This window comes from Serratia sp. CY84636 (assembly GCF_052166245.1).
Lineage (GTDB): Bacteria > Pseudomonadota > Gammaproteobacteria > Enterobacterales > Enterobacteriaceae > Serratia > Serratia nevei.
In genome coordinates, this window is record NZ_JBJNOX010000001.1 from 286568 (window position 1) to 300524 (window position 13957).

Genomic DNA, 13957 nt, shown 5'->3' on the forward strand with positions numbered 1-13957 from the left:
AAATAAAGAGGGTCCCCGCCAATCCAATAAAAAATGATTCAGCACAATAAAAAGTAAAAAGCAGGATGCCAACCGAGGAGACACTGAATATGGCAACCGATAATGCTGTTATTGATAAAGATATTCTTACCGCCCCTGACAAAAACCGTTTATATCGAAAAATCGCCTGGCGCATTATGCCCATTTTATTAGTGAGCTATATCGTCGGTTATCTCGATCGGGTTGGGATCTCATTTTCGAAATTCCAAATGATGCCCGATATTCTGAACGGCAATGTCTCGATGGCCGAAGCCGTTTACGGGCTGGGCGCCGGGGTGTTTTTCATCGGATATATCATCGCCGGGGTACCCAGTAACATTCTGCTGAGCCGCTACGGCGCCAGAAAGATCATCGCGCTGCTGATGGTGGTGTGGGGGGCGATTTCGATGCTGAGCATCTTTATCACCAACCCCTGGCAATTCTACCTGGCGCGTTTCCTGCTGGGGCTGGCGGAGGCCGGCTTCTACCCCGGCGTGATCCTCTATCTGACGCTGTGGTTCCCGTCCAGCCAGCGCGCCAAGATGACCGCGCTGTTCGTGTGCGGCATCCCGGTCAGCAACATCATCGGCGGCCCGCTGTGCGGGTGGATCATCGAGCACATGAACGGCCTGATGAACCTCTCCGGCTGGCAGTGGCTGTTCTTTATCAGCGGCCCGCGCGCGCTGCTGATCGCCGTCGTCATCTTCTGTTTCCTGGATAATACCTATCAGAGCGCCAAGTGGCTCAGCCCGCAGGAGAAGGCGCTGATCAAAGAGGATATGGCGCAGAGCGCGCCGCGCCAGGGCTGTGCCGGCGGGCAGGAATGGACGATGAAAAGCATGCTGAGATCGTCCGCGTTCACCAAAATGTGGCTGATTTGCTTCTGCACCGTGATGGGCCAGGGCGGGCTGGCGTTTTGGGTTCCGACCATCATTCGCGACACCGGCGTGACCTCGGTGATGGATATCGGGTTGCTGACCATGCTGCCGTACATGCTGGCGGTGGTGGCGATGCTGGTGGCCGCGCGCAGTTCGGACAAGCATCGCGAGCGGCGCTGGCACATCATCGTGCCGTTCTGCATCGCCGCGGTGTCGCTGATCTTTATCGGCCTGTTCCCGGACAACAAGCACGTGGTGATGGCGGCGCTGTGCGTGGCGGTGGCGTCGAGCCTGGTGCCGTCGCCGCTGTTCTGGAGCCTGCCGAACGCCATTTTTACCGGCACCTGCGCCGCGGCGGGCATTGCGCTCATCAATTCCATCGCCAATATCGGCGGTTTTATTTCGCCTTATATCATCGGCTATTTCAAACAGCTGACCCACAGCAATTTGGCGGCGATGTGCGTCTTGTCGACAATGATGATACTGGGGGCGATATTAACCTACAGCGTGCCGGCGAAATGGGTCAATAAATAACACTTCCCATTATCTTCATTAAATAGTCGGCAACAGTTTTATTTTATTTCGCCATGCATTTCTCATCTGATTATTTCAGCGGGGGAAGGCATGGCCATTTTTATTTCGTCTCGAATAAAGGAGGCATCATGAAAATTGTTATTGCACCGGATTCATTTAAAGAAAGCGTAAGCGCGGAGCGGGCGGCGCGGGCGATCGCGCGCGGCTTTCACGAGGTTTATCCCGATGCCGAGTGCGTGTGCCTGCCGATCGCCGACGGTGGCGAAGGCACGGTGGACGCGCTGGTGGCCGCCACCGGCGGGCGCAAAGTGAGCGTGACCGCCACGGGGCCGCTGGGGGAACGGGTGGCGGCGTTTTACGGCGTCAGCGGCGACGGCAAGACGGCGGTGATCGAAATGGCGGCGGCCAGCGGGTTAATGCTGACGCCGGCCGAGTGCCGTAACCCGCTGCTGGCGACCAGCTACGGCACCGGCGAATTGATCCTGCATGCGCTGGATCAGGGCATTCGCCACCTGATCCTCGGCATCGGCGGTAGCGCCACGGTGGATGGCGGCGTCGGCATGGTGCAGGCGCTGGGCGGGCGCTTCTACCGCCCGGACGGCAAGGCGCTGCCGTGGGGCGGCGGCGAGCTGGCGACGCTGAGCGGAATCGATCTCAGTACGCTGGATGCGCGCCTGCGGCAGTGCCGAATAGAGGTCGCCTGCGACGTAGACAATCCGCTGGTGGGGCCGCGCGGCGCAGCGGCGGTGTTCGGGCCGCAGAAGGGCGCGACGGCAGCGATGGTGGCGCAGTTGGAACAGGGCCTGACGCAGTATGCCGAGGTGATCCGCCAGAGTACCGGCCGCGACGTGCGGCACGTCGCCGGCGGCGGGGCGGCGGGCGGCATGGGGATCGCCTGCCAGGTGTTTCTCGGCGCAACGCTGAAGCCGGGCATCGAGATCGTGATGGCGGCGCTGGGCCTGGAGCAGGCGCTGGCGGAGGCCGATCTGCTGGTCACCGGCGAAGGGCGCATCGACAGCCAAACGCTGGGCGGCAAGGCGCTGTCCGGCATCGCTCGTCTGGCGCGCGCGCGCGGCCTGCCGGTCATCGCGCTGGCCGGCGTGGTGGAGGACGGGGCGGAGGCGCTGCACGCGCAGGGGATCGACGCGATGTTCAGTATTCTGCCGCGCCTGAGTACGCTGGCGGTCGCGCTGTCGCAAGGGGAACTCAACCTGCAGCGCAGCGCCGCCAACGTCGCCCGCGCGATGCGCATCGGCCGTCGACTGGGATAAAAAAGAAGGCCACGCTGCGCGAGCAGGTGGCCTTGGTTTTGGCGGCGAAGCGCTTACGGCTCGACGTCGCGGTTGCAGTCCTTGGAGTAGATGTAGCTGAAGGTTTCCTGGCCCACCGCATAGCCCGCCTGTTGCACATAGGCGCCCATGAAGATGTAGTCGCCTTGTTTCACCGGCATCCATTCATTGTCCAGGTTGTACACGCCGGCACCGCTGAGAATGTAGGCGCCATGCTCCTGCACGTGGGTCTCGATGTAGCCGTGGCTGGCGCCGGGGGCGAAGGAGAGGATGTGCATATTCATGTCGAAGCCCAGATCTTTCGGCAGCAGATCCTGCAGGATCACCTCGCTCATGCCCTCGTAGTGGATCTGCTCCAGGTTGGCGACGTTGTTGCTGACCACGTGCGCCTCGTAACCCTTGATGCGCTGATAGCGGCGCTTGTAGAGGAACAGGCGGCTGGATTGGCCGCCGTTGGCGTTTTCCAACCGCAGGGTGACGCCCGCCGGGCAGTAAAGGTAGCCGCCGGCGGTCAGCGGGTAGTCGGTGGCGTCGGCGGAAGCGGTGATGGCGCCGTCGATGACGTACACGAAGGTTTCGAGCTCTTCGCCGCCAAAGCCTTTGGTGTTGCGGCCGCAGTCGTGCAGCGTCACCAGATAATCGACGAAGGTGGCACCCAGTTTCGGCGTCGACAAGATGGTGACGTCGCAGTTTTCAAAACCGGGAATGACGTTGCGCACCAGACCGTTCGGCGGGATCAGCGCATAGTTGCCGCGTTTGATGATGGCGCGCGTTGACAGAATGTCGGTTGGATAACCGGTTTGATTGTTGAAGTAACCCACGTTGATTCTCCTGATCGTTGAAAGGGCGCCGCGGCGGCGCCCGGTAAAAAAGCGCCGTCAGGCCTCGGTGGCCGTTCGGGCTGCCGTAGTGCGTTTCATCAAGACGTTGACGGTGAAGAAAATGGCGGTGCCCACCAGCAGGATGGCGGCGGAGATGTAAAAGCCCATCACCTTGGAGCCGGTGCTGTCGGAGATCACGCCGGTGAGGAAGGGGGCGATCACCGACGAGGACATGCCGAAGAAGTTGAACACGCCGAAGCTGGTGCCATAGCCTTTCTTCGGCGCGTTGTCGGCGACGAAGGAGATCATGATTGGATCGACCGCCAGCTTACCCAGCAACCCGTACAGGATCAGGCTGATCAGCAGCATGGTTGAGTCCGGCGAAATGACGGTGCAAACCAGCATCACCGCCGCGCACAGCTCGAGAAAAATGATCAGCTGCACCTTCTTGTTGCGGAAACGGTCGGACATGCGGCTGAAGAACAGCGCGCCCGGCACCGACGCGAACGCCACCAGGGCGGAGGAGAAGCCGATGGCCACCCCTTCAAAGCCGCGCTCTTGCTGCAGGAACGAGGGCAGCCAGGTGACTATCATGTAGTAGCCGTAGCAGGTGGCGAAGTACATCGCGTAGGCGGAGATCATGCGCAGGCTGAACAGGCCGCTGGCCTGGCTGTCCTCTTCGGGTTCGGCAGCCGTCGGCGCAGCGGTCTGGCTGACGGCCGCCGCGGCTTGAGGCTGCGAGCCTTTGATGACCACGGCGAACACCAGCGTCATCACCACCAGCAGGCCGGTGATGATGAACAGCATGATCTGCCAGTTCATGTTGAAGCTTTTCACCAGCAGGCTGGAGGCGATCAGGCCGATGGCCATGCCGAGCGCCGAGCCGCTGTTGATCACCGCGGTCGCCAGGCCACGGCGTTCCAGCGGGATATTCTCCGACGACAGGGAGTAGGCCGAGCCGTAATAAGAGCCGCAGCCCATGCCCGCCAGCAGGCTGCCGGCATAGACCATGGTCAGGCTGGTGGCGTTGCCGATCAGCAGCGTGGCGATGATGAACAGGCAGAAGCCCGGGATCAGCACCACCTTCTTGCCGAATTTGTCCACCAGGATGCCCGCCGGGATCTGCATCCCGGTGTAGGCGAAGAAGTAGAAGCTGGCGATCAGCCCCATTTCCGCATTGGAGTGCGCGCCGATGGTTTGTTGGATCTCGGGGAAGATCGGCGTCAGGACGGTGCGATAGATCCAGATCACCGCCCAGCCCAGACAGAGCACGACGACGATCTTTTTCCAGTAGCGCGGGTCGATGTCGTTGCTCATGCCTCGGCCCCCTGTTCGGTGTAGGCCAGCTGATACAGCGTCTGCGCCAGGATTTTCACCCCTTCGTTCAGATCGGCGACGGCGGTTTTTTCCGCCGGATTATGGCTGATGCCGGCGATGCTCGGCACGAACATCATCACCGTCGGTACGCGCGGAGCGAAGATTTGCGAGTCGTGCCCGGCGCCGCTGTGCATCATGCGGTAATTCAGCTGCTGCGTTTCGCACAGGCGGCTGACGCAGGCCACCAGCTGTTCGTTCATCGGGATCGGCGCTTCGTCCATCCACAGATCGATCTCGGCCTCGATGCCCATCTCGGCGCAGATGCGCTGGATATCTTGCTCGATCTCCTGTGTGAAGCGCAGCAGCGCGGCCTGATCGGTGTGGCGGCAGTCGAGGGTGAAGTGGGTGAAGCCCGGCACCACGTTGACGGTGTTCGGCTTCGGCTCCACCTTGCCGAAGGTCAGCACCAGCGGATCGCCCTCGGCGCGCGCCTTGGCGATCGATTCGCAGCAGATGCGGCTGAAGGCATGCACGGTATCCCGGCGGTAACTCATCGGGGTGGTGCCGGCGTGGTTGGCTTCGCCCTGCAGCCGCACGTCATAACGCCGTTGGCCGACGATGCTGGTCACCACGCCGATGGTTTTGCCTTCGGTTTCCAGCACCTTGCCCTGCTCGATGTGGATCTCGACGAAGGCCGCGATGTCGCTGCGCAGCGGCTGATGCGGCGGAGGGAAATCGAAACCGGCGTCGCGCATGGCGTTGACGAAGCCGACGCCCTTGGCGTCCGTAATGTGCTGCACGTCTTCCCGCCGGGCCAGGCCGACGATGTTCTTGCTGCCCCAGAACACATAAGGGAAGCGGCTGCCTTCTTCTTCCGCCAGCGCGATGACTTCCAGGCTGCGCAGCGGCGGGCCGTAGGTGTCTTTGAGGTGTTTGATCGCCATGAAGGCGGCTTCGATACCGAACTGGCCGTCGAGGTTGCCGCCGTTGACCACCGTGTCGATGTGCGAACCGGAGAGAATCACCTGGTCGGGGTATTTGCTGCCCTCCAGTCGGCCGAACAGGTTGCCGACCGCATCAAAATGGGTGCTCAGCCCGGCGGCCTCGAAGGTATTTTTCAACGCGTGCTGCGCTTCGATCCATTCCGGGGTATAAAGCAGACGCGTCATGCCGCCGCTGGGATCGGCGCCGATTTTCGATAACCAGCCGGAAATATCACGGATTTCTTGTTGGAAGTCTTTCATGTTTACCTGCCCGCATGTTGTGTCTCAGCGGCGATGCGGCCAGGGCTGATGCTATTCGCCGCCGGCCGACCTATTGCGCTGAGCGCGCTGATGAAGGTTTTCTTTTTTCTCCCCGGCTCTGACATTTCAACCGCGAGCCGCGGCGTAAAAAGCCCACGATAATAAGAGTGCGTTAACTGGCGAAGGGATCTTTATGGTCGTAAGAACGCTGGTAAATAGCATTTGAAATTAAGTATTGATAAATATCGTCGACGATTTCGATGCCGTTTTTCTCGCTTTCCATTTCACGCGCATGGCTGTTCTGCCCTGGATAAAGTACTTTGCTGACGCCCGGCGCCGGCTTAACGGCATTCAATTCTTTCATGACCTGGCTGATATTTTTACGGAATGCGGATTCGTTGGTGAAATAACCCGGGTTCAGAACGATATGCAATTGGCCCAATTCCCGGCCGGCGCTGAGATCGTGATACATCGAGCTGACGTGTTTGCCGAACGGCAGGCCGAGCAAAATGCCCGACAGCACGTCGACCATCATCATCAGGCCGTAGCCTTTCGGCCCGGCGATCGGCAGCAGCCCGCTGACGGCGAACGGATCGGTGGTGTGCTTGCCCTCGGCGTCCACCGCCCAGGTATCCGGGATGGCGGCGTTGCGCGAGCGGGCGTCCAGCACTTTGCCCCAGGCCTGTACGGTGGTGGCCATATCGAAGGTGATCAGCTCGTCGCCTTCGCCCGGCGCGGAGAAGGCGATGGGGTTGGTGCCGTAGTAGACTTCGGCGCCGCCGTACGGCACCACCATCGGATCGGACTGGCACAGCGAAATGCCGACCATGCCGGCGCGCGCCGCCTGTTGCACGAAGTACGACAGCGCCCCGCTGTGGCCGATGCGGCGTACGCCCACCACCGCCACGCCGTTCTCTTTCGCCATCTCGATGGCGCGATCCATGCTCAGCTTGGCCGCCACGTGCCCGGCGCCGTTGTCGCCGTCGAAAATGGCGCTGCAGGGACCGGTTTTTTCAAAGGTGAAATGCGGGTGATTGTTGGTGCCGCCTTTGCTGATGCGTTCGGAATAGTATTCGACCCTGACCGCGCCGTGAGAATGAATGCCGCGCGCATCGGCATGAACCAGCACGTCGGCGACGATGCCGGCGTGTTCCTGGCTCAGGCCGGCGGCGTGAATTTTTTGCTGGATAAGCTGATGTAATTGTTGTTTAGAGACCTTCATATACAGTCCTTTTATCACTACGGTTTATTTAATTCGCCTCTGCGTTGTAATGTATAAATACCGGGGGGGAATAATGTGATCCAGATGCGTTTTATCCGATTGGATTAAAAATTCGTTGAATTAAATCGCCATTGTTAGAAGTTTTTTTATAAATGCTTTTTCCCGTCTGGATTAACTAATATTCAGGCGATTAAGTTATTTTTTCTAACAATAGATAAAGTGTGACCGTACTCACCTCTGGGCATGGTTTTAATTTGTAGCTTGATCATTAACCTTTTCGCTGGATTCAATGCATCACCGCGCCGCCGGTGCGGGAAATATTGCCGATATTATTAAATGCTGTCGTAAGGATATCACCATGATCCATGCTTTTATTAAAAAGGGGAGCTTTCAGGATTCCGTCAGCCTGATGTTGATCTCCCGCAAACTCAGTGAATCTCCCAAGGTCGAGGAAATATCCGTCATGATGGGGACACCGGCCAATAAATCCTTATTGGAGGTGACCGGTTTCTGGCACCCGCAGTTTAGCGAAGCGACGCCGAACGATATTTGCGTGGCGATCAAAGCGGAGTCCGCCGACGAGACGATCGCCGAGGAGATCGGCGCGGCGCTGGAGACGGCGCTCAAGGCGATTGCGCAGGGGAGCCAGGGCGGCAAAAAGCTGCTGCGGGCGCGCAGCTGGCGCACCGCCAGGCAGAAGCTGCCCGCCGCCAATCTGGCGCTGATCTCGATCGCCGGCGAATACGCGGCGGAGCTGGCGGATAGCGCGCTGGAAGACGGCTGCAACGTGATGATGTTCTCCGACAACGTCAGCGTGGCGCAGGAAGTGGCGCTGAAAACCAAGGCGCGCGAGCGCGGGCTGATCGTGATGGGGCCGGACTGCGGCACCGCCTGCATCGCCGGCGCGCCGCTGGCGTTCGCCAACGTGGCGCCCGCCGGCTCTATCGGCGTAGTGGGCGCCTCCGGCACCGGCATTCAGGAGCTTATTTCGCAAATTACCTTGGCAGGTCAGGGCATCTCGCACGCCATTGGCCTCGGCGGGCGGGATTTGACGGCGGAGATCGGCGGCATCAGCGCCATCAGCGCGCTGCGCATGCTGGCGGCGGATCCGCAGAGTCTTGTGCTGGCGTTCGTGTCCAAACCGCCGGCGCCCGAGGTGCGCCAACGGGTGATCGACGAGATGAAAGCGCTCGGCAAGCCGGTGGTGGCGCTGTTCCTCGGCGCGCAGTCCGCCGTGCGCCAGGAGGGCAACATCACGTTCGCCGCCACGCTGGATGAAGCGGCGCGGCTGGCGGCGATGCTGGGCTGCGTGCAGCAACAGGCGGCGCAGCAGCCTGCGGTGCCTGGCGGCAAAATCGCCGGGCTGTACGCCGGCGGCACGCTGGCGGCCGAATGCGCGATGCTGCTGGCGGAAAAACTGTCTCTGCCGGTGGATAGCGAACACCCGCGCGGCGCCATGCTGGTGGCCGACGGCCATCGCATCATCGACATGGGCGATGACTTTTATACCCAGGGGCGCCCGCACCCGATGATTGACCCGACCGCCCGCAATCAAGAGATCGCCCGCCTGGCGCAGCAGCTGCAGACCGGCGTGTTGCTGCTTGACGTGGTGATCGGCTTCGGCGCTCAGGACGATCCGGCGGCGTCGCTGGCGGCCGAGGTGGCCAACGTGCGCGCGGCGCGCGGCGCGGCCCACCCGCTGGCGGCGATCGCCACCGTCACCGGCACCGAACAGGATCCGCAGCAGCGCTCGCGGCAAATCGCCACCCTGCAGGAAGCCGGCATCGCGGTGATGCCGTCGCTGCCGGTGGCGGTCGCGCTGGCGCATCAGCTGATTACCCCCGTCTTACCCGCACCCGAACGCGAACGGCCGGCCTTGCTGGACGGCGTCGCGGTGATCAACGCCGGGCTGCGCAGCTTCGCCGATGACCTGCAAACCAGCGATATTCCGGTGGTGCATTACCAGTGGGCGCCGGTAGCCGGTGGCGATCAACGATTAGCCAACATCTTGAAAAAATTAAAGTAAGGAACCGCTATGTACGCAACGATTGAGCAAGCAAACGCCGCCGTTATCGCCCGTATCCGCGAGGCGCGCCCGCACTGGCAGGATGTGGATCTGGCGCACCGCTTGATCCCGCAGCTGGCCGAAGGGCGCAAGCTGCTGCATGCCGGCCCGCCGGTCACCTGGCAAGAGATGAGCGGCCCGGTGCGCGGCGCCTGCATCGGTGCCTGCCTGTTCGAAGGCTGGGCGCAGGATGAGCAGCAGGCGCTGGCGCTGCTGGCGCAGGGGGAAATCGAGTTTATCCCGTGCCACAGCGTGAGCGCGGTGGGGCCGATGGGCGGCATCACCTCGGCCCACATGCCGATGGTGGTGGTCAGGAACACCGTTCACGGCAATTACGCCTACTGCAACATGAACGAAGGTATCGGCAAAGTGATGCGCTTCGGCGCCTACGGCGAGGACGTGCAGCAGCGCCTGCGCTGGATGCGCGACTCGCTGGCCCCGGTGCTGAAAGCGGTGTTGGCGACGCTGGAGGAAGGGATCGATCTGACCGCGCTGATGGCGCAGGCGATCAGCATGGGGGACGAATTCCACCAGCGCAATATCGCGGCCTCGGCGCTGCTGATGCGCAGGCTGGCGCCGGAGATCAGCCTGCTGCCGCGCGATAAGGCGGAGCTGGCGCAGGTGATGCAGTTCCTCAGCATCACCGATCAGTTCTTCCTCAATCTGGCGATGGCCTACTGCAAGGCGGCGATGGACGCCGGGGCGGAGATTGAGCAGGGCACCATCGTCACGGTAATGACCCGTAACGGCAAGAATTTCGGCATCAAGATCAGCGGGATGGGCGATCGTTGGTTCACCGCGCCGGTGAACACGCCGGAAGGGCTGTTCTTCTCCGGCTTCAGCCAGGCGGACGCCAACCCGGACATCGGCGACAGCGCGATCACCGAAACCTTCGGCATTGGCGGCGCGGCGATGGTGGCTGCACCGGGCGTGACGCGCTTCGTCGGGGCTTCCGGCGGCATGAGCGCCGCCACCGACATCTCCGAGGAAATGGCGGAAATCTACCTCGAGCGCAACATGATGCTGCAGATCCCGACCTGGGACTTCCAGGGCGCCTGCCTGGGGCTGGATGCCCGGCGGGTGGTGGAAACCGGCATCACGCCGCTGATCAACACCGGCATCGCCCACCGCGAAGCCGGGGTCGGGCAAATTGGCGCCGGCACGGTGCGTGCACCGCTCGGCTGCTTCGAGAAAGCGATCGAAGCGCTGGCCGACAAGCTCGGCATTACGGCGTAAGCGAACGGAGGCGCATATGGACATTATCGCGTTGGCCGGCAGCCGCCATGCGACGCAGGATTACGGCGCGCTGCGCTGCGTCGGCAGCTTCAACAACGCGATCAATTTCCTGACGGAAAACGCACGGCTGCTGACGCTGCACCGCGCCGGCAGCGGCCTGAGCCCGATGGGGTGGCAGCTCGGCGCGCGGGATTTCGATCGCGTGCGGCGTGCGGTGCCGTCCGTACGACGCTGCGCTTTCTCCGCCGCAGGCATCACGTTGGGTGCGCTCCTGGTGCGGCCCGCCGCGGCGGCGCGGGATCTGGCGCTGGCGCCGCGTGCGGCCATTGCCGATCGGCCGCTGACGGCGGTATTGCAGCGCTGCACGGCGCAGTGCGGGTTGCACGGCGAGCTGGGCCGATTGGTGAGGCAGCCGTTAACGCCGGAGCCGGCCGCGCTGGTGCGGGATTTTTCCCGTTGGCTGCGGGGCGACATGGTCGACTGGCACCAGGCGCTGGGCAAGGGGCCGGGGCTGACGCCGAGCAACGACGACACCTTGCTCGGCCTGCTGCTGAGCGCCCACCTCGACAGCCGCATCCCGGTTAGCGGGCTGGCGCCGTTTTTCGCCCAGACGCCACCGCTGGACGCGCTGACCACGCTGGTGAGCGCGCACTACCTGCGTTACGCCGAGCAGGGCCTGTTCGCCACGCCGCTGCATGCGTTGGCGCAGGGGCTGCGGGCGCCTGAAGGCGTATCGGCGGCGGTGGCGGCGGTGCTGAGCCTGGGGCACTTCTCGGGAGCGGACACGCTGCTGGGCGTGTGGCTGGGGGTGACGACGATTAACGCACTGTGCGGCGCGCGGTGTGAACATGAGGGCCGGATCGCGGATCCGGCCGGGACGGTATGATTTCAACTACGGGTGCAAACCATGAAAACCTTGGTCATTGCGTTGGGCGGCAACGCCCTGTTGCAGCGCGGAGCCGTGCTCTCTGCGGAAAATCAGTATAAGAGCATCGCCCTCATCGCCGACGCCATCGGCAAGCTGGCGCAGAAATACCGCATTGCCATCGTACACGGCAACGGGCCGCAGGTGGGGCTGCTGGCGTTGCAGAACCTGGCGTACCGCGATGTGCCGCCCTATCCGCTGGATATTCTGGTGGCCGAAAGCCAGGGCATGATCGGCTATATGCTGGCGCAGCAGTTGAGCGCCAGCCATCCGCAGCAGCCGGTGTCCACGCTGCTGACGCGGGTGCTGGTGGATGCGCAGGATGCGGATTATCAGGCGCCGAGCAAGTTCATCGGGCCGGTGTATGCGCCGGAACAGCGGCAGGCGCTGGAGGCCAAATACGGCTGGACGCTGAAGGCGGACGGCAACTACATCCGCCGGGTGGTGCCTTCGCCGGCGCCGCAAAAGATCCTCGACATCGAGGCGATCACGCTGCTGCTGTCGCAGCGGCACATCGTGATCTGCAACGGCGGCGGCGGTATCCCGATGATCGCCGGCGAGCATGGGCTGACGGGCAGCGAAGCGGTGATCGACAAAGATCTGGCGGCGGCGCTGTTGGCGGAGCAGGTGGGGGCCGATCATCTGGTGATCCTCACCGATGCCGACGCGGTGTACCAGGAGTGGGGCACGCCGCGCCAGCGCGCTATCCGGCGCGCCACCACGCAGGAACTGGCGCCGATGGCGGTGGCGGACGGCGCCATGGGGCCGAAGATCATGGCGGTCAGCCGCTTCGTCGATCGCACCGGGCGGACGGCTCATATCGGTGGCCTGCAGGATATCGACGCGGTGCTGGCGGGCCAGGCCGGCACCTCTATTTTGCCTTAGCCGCCGTCGGTTTATCCGCGCCCGCGCTGGCGCGGATAAGTATGCCTAAATGGCATGATTTCAATAATTTTTATTCATTTCATGATGTTGCTCGCCTTGGCTAGAGTAAAAACACCCCCGTATTTACCGTCAAAAATTTGTCATTTTTATTTGCGACTATGCTTTTTGAAATGACATTTCGGCCAAGGATTGTTATGGATTCGCTCAGTGTTGATGAACTCGCCCAGAAGAAGGATCGCTGGTATCGCATTGTGGAGGAGATGTTGGCGGAAGCCGGCGTCGCCATCAACGGCCCTCGCGCCTGGGATATCCGGGTGCACAACCCGGCGCTGTTCAAACGCATTTTGCAGGAAGGCTCGCTCGGTTTTGGCGAAGGCTATATGGACGGCTGGTGGGAGTGCGAACGGCTGGACATGCTGTTCACCCGCATTCTGCAGGCCGGCGTCGATGAGCGGCTGCCGAAAAGCCTGAGCGACATCGCGCGCGTCGCCTATGCCCGGTTGTTCAACCGCCAATCGCGCAAGCGCGCCTGGCAGGTGGGCAAAGAGCACTACGACATCGGCAACGACCTGTTCCGGGCGATGCTCGATCCTTACATGCAATACTCTTGCGGCTACTGGAAAGAGGCGCAGACGCTCGAGCAGGCGCAGCAGGCCAAGCTGCGGATGATCTGCGAAAAACTGCAGCTGAAACCGGGCATGACGCTGCTGGATATCGGCTGCGGCTGGGGCGGGTTGGCGCAGTTTGCGGCGCAAAACTACGGCGTCTCGGTGCACGGCGTGACCATTTCCGCCGAGCAGCAGAAGCTGGCGCAGGCACGCTGCGCGGGGCTGGACGTCGAGATCTTGCTGCAGGACTACCGCGATCTGGATCGCCAGTTCGATCGCATCGTATCGGTCGGCATGTTCGAGCACGTCGGGCCGAAAAACTATGAGACCTATTTCAGCGTCGCGGCGCGCAACCTGAAGCCGGATGGCCTGTTCCTGCTGCACACCATCGGTTCCAATCAGACCGATCTCAACGTCGACGCCTGGATAGACAAGTACATCTTCCCCAACGGCTGCCTGCCTTCGGTGCGGCATATCGCCGAGGCCAGCGAAGGGCGTTTTGTGATGGAGGATTGGCACAACTTTGGCGCCGATTACGATCGCACGCTGATGGCCTGGCTGGAGAACTTCAAACGGGCGTGGCCAGAGTTGGCCGGCGGCTATTCCGAGCGCTTCGAACGCATGTTCACTTATTACCTGAACGCCTGCGCCGGCGCGTTCCGTTCGCGCAATATTCAGCTGTGGCAGGTGTTGTTCAGCCCGGCGGGCGTGGAAGGTGGGGTGCGGGTCTATCGCTGATATCCCCGTCATATTTCAAGCTGTATCTGTGTTGGCTGCGTTTGCGCGCCCCGCTCGCTTACTTGAGTAAGCTCCCGGGGACTTACAAACTTGCCGCCTTGATGCAACTCGAACTATTTAGGGGATACCCTTCAATATTTACTTTGGGACAACAGATATACCCAATGGATTTCCAGT

11 protein-coding genes are annotated in these 13957 nt (G+C 61.9%); 7 read left to right on the top strand and 4 right to left on the bottom strand.

The window, feature by feature from the left end; translation table 11 throughout:
- The first annotated feature begins 176 nt into the window (after nucleotides 1-176).
- Both ACJ8QI_RS01450 and ACJ8QI_RS01455 read left to right on the top strand, forming a co-directional pair.
- Complete coding sequence (locus ACJ8QI_RS01450; protein ID WP_235210391.1) at nucleotides 177-1430, top strand: MFS transporter; 1254 nt, start codon at nucleotides 177-179, stop codon at nucleotides 1428-1430.
- A 128-nt stretch (nucleotides 1431-1558) separates the two neighbouring features.
- Nucleotides 1559-2701, top strand: coding sequence for a glycerate kinase (locus tag ACJ8QI_RS01455; protein ID WP_442531983.1), 1143 nt, complete (start codon nucleotides 1559-1561; stop codon nucleotides 2699-2701).
- Nucleotides 2702-2754: 53 nt separating this feature from the next.
- Here the strand turns inward: ACJ8QI_RS01455 and allE are convergent, their stop codons facing one another.
- From allE to allD, 4 genes are all read right to left on the bottom strand, one after another.
- A complete protein-coding gene (gene allE / locus ACJ8QI_RS01460; RefSeq protein WP_096241984.1) occupies nucleotides 2755-3540 on the bottom strand; it encodes a (S)-ureidoglycine aminohydrolase in 786 nt (261 codons plus the stop codon).
- A 57-nt stretch (nucleotides 3541-3597) separates the two neighbouring features.
- Nucleotides 3598-4857, bottom strand: coding sequence for an MFS transporter (locus ACJ8QI_RS01465; RefSeq protein WP_142109380.1), 1260 nt, complete (start codon nucleotides 4855-4857; stop codon nucleotides 3598-3600).
- A complete protein-coding gene (allC, locus tag ACJ8QI_RS01470; protein ID WP_142109381.1) occupies nucleotides 4854-6101 on the bottom strand; it encodes an allantoate deiminase in 1248 nt (415 codons plus the stop codon). Before allC ends, ACJ8QI_RS01465 begins: the two co-directional genes overlap by 4 nt.
- 172 nt (nucleotides 6102-6273) lie before the next feature.
- Nucleotides 6274-7323, bottom strand: coding sequence for an ureidoglycolate dehydrogenase (gene allD / locus ACJ8QI_RS01475; RefSeq protein ID WP_015376901.1), 1050 nt, complete (start codon nucleotides 7321-7323; stop codon nucleotides 6274-6276).
- Between the two features lie 358 nt (nucleotides 7324-7681).
- Between allD and ACJ8QI_RS01480 the strand changes: the two genes are divergently transcribed.
- The 5 genes from ACJ8QI_RS01480 to cfa all read left to right on the top strand — a co-directional run bounded on the left by ACJ8QI_RS01480 (nucleotide 7682) and on the right by cfa (nucleotide 13780).
- Complete coding sequence (locus tag ACJ8QI_RS01480; RefSeq protein WP_442531984.1) at nucleotides 7682-9349, top strand: acyl-CoA synthetase FdrA; 1668 nt, start codon at nucleotides 7682-7684, stop codon at nucleotides 9347-9349.
- Between the two features lie 9 nt (nucleotides 9350-9358).
- Complete coding sequence (locus ACJ8QI_RS01485; RefSeq protein ID WP_055312589.1) at nucleotides 9359-10624, top strand: DUF1116 domain-containing protein; 1266 nt, start codon at nucleotides 9359-9361, stop codon at nucleotides 10622-10624.
- Nucleotides 10625-10640: 16 nt separating this feature from the next.
- Nucleotides 10641-11510 carry a DUF2877 domain-containing protein gene (locus ACJ8QI_RS01490; RefSeq protein WP_336843199.1) on the top strand — a complete coding sequence of 290 codons (870 nt, stop codon included), beginning with the start codon at nucleotides 10641-10643 and terminating at the stop codon, nucleotides 11508-11510.
- A 21-nt stretch (nucleotides 11511-11531) separates the two neighbouring features.
- Entirely contained in the window at nucleotides 11532-12434 is a 903-nt protein-coding gene (locus ACJ8QI_RS01495) for a carbamate kinase (RefSeq protein ID WP_047025725.1), read from the top strand.
- Between the two features lie 194 nt (nucleotides 12435-12628).
- Nucleotides 12629-13780 carry a cyclopropane fatty acyl phospholipid synthase gene (gene cfa, locus ACJ8QI_RS01500; protein ID WP_049199945.1) on the top strand — a complete coding sequence of 384 codons (1152 nt, stop codon included), beginning with the start codon at nucleotides 12629-12631 and terminating at the stop codon, nucleotides 13778-13780.
- Nucleotides 13781-13957: the final 177 nt, after the last annotated feature.

Excerpts from the sequence above, each read along its gene's own strand:
- ACJ8QI_RS01450 (WP_235210391.1), top strand. The coding sequence starts at position 177 with ATGCCCATTTTATTAGTGAGCTATATCGTCGGTTATCTCGATCGGGTT.
- ACJ8QI_RS01455 (WP_442531983.1), top strand. The coding sequence starts at position 1,559 with ATGAAAATTGTTATTGCACCGGATTCATTTAAAGAAAGCGTAAGCGCG.
- ACJ8QI_RS01465 (WP_142109380.1), bottom strand. The coding sequence starts at position 4,857 with ATGAGCAACGACATCGACCCGCGCTACTGGAAAAAGATCGTCGTCGTG.
- allC (WP_142109381.1), bottom strand. The coding sequence starts at position 6,101 with ATGAAAGACTTCCAACAAGAAATCCGTGATATTTCCGGCTGGTTATCG.
- allD (WP_015376901.1), bottom strand. The coding sequence starts at position 7,323 with ATGAAGGTCTCTAAACAACAATTACATCAGCTTATCCAGCAAAAAATT.
- ACJ8QI_RS01480 (WP_442531984.1), top strand. The coding sequence starts at position 7,682 with ATGATCCATGCTTTTATTAAAAAGGGGAGCTTTCAGGATTCCGTCAGC.
- ACJ8QI_RS01485 (WP_055312589.1), top strand. The coding sequence starts at position 9,359 with ATGTACGCAACGATTGAGCAAGCAAACGCCGCCGTTATCGCCCGTATC.
- ACJ8QI_RS01490 (WP_336843199.1), top strand. The coding sequence starts at position 10,641 with ATGGACATTATCGCGTTGGCCGGCAGCCGCCATGCGACGCAGGATTAC.
- ACJ8QI_RS01495 (WP_047025725.1), top strand. The coding sequence starts at position 11,532 with ATGAAAACCTTGGTCATTGCGTTGGGCGGCAACGCCCTGTTGCAGCGC.
- cfa (WP_049199945.1), top strand. The coding sequence starts at position 12,629 with ATGGATTCGCTCAGTGTTGATGAACTCGCCCAGAAGAAGGATCGCTGG.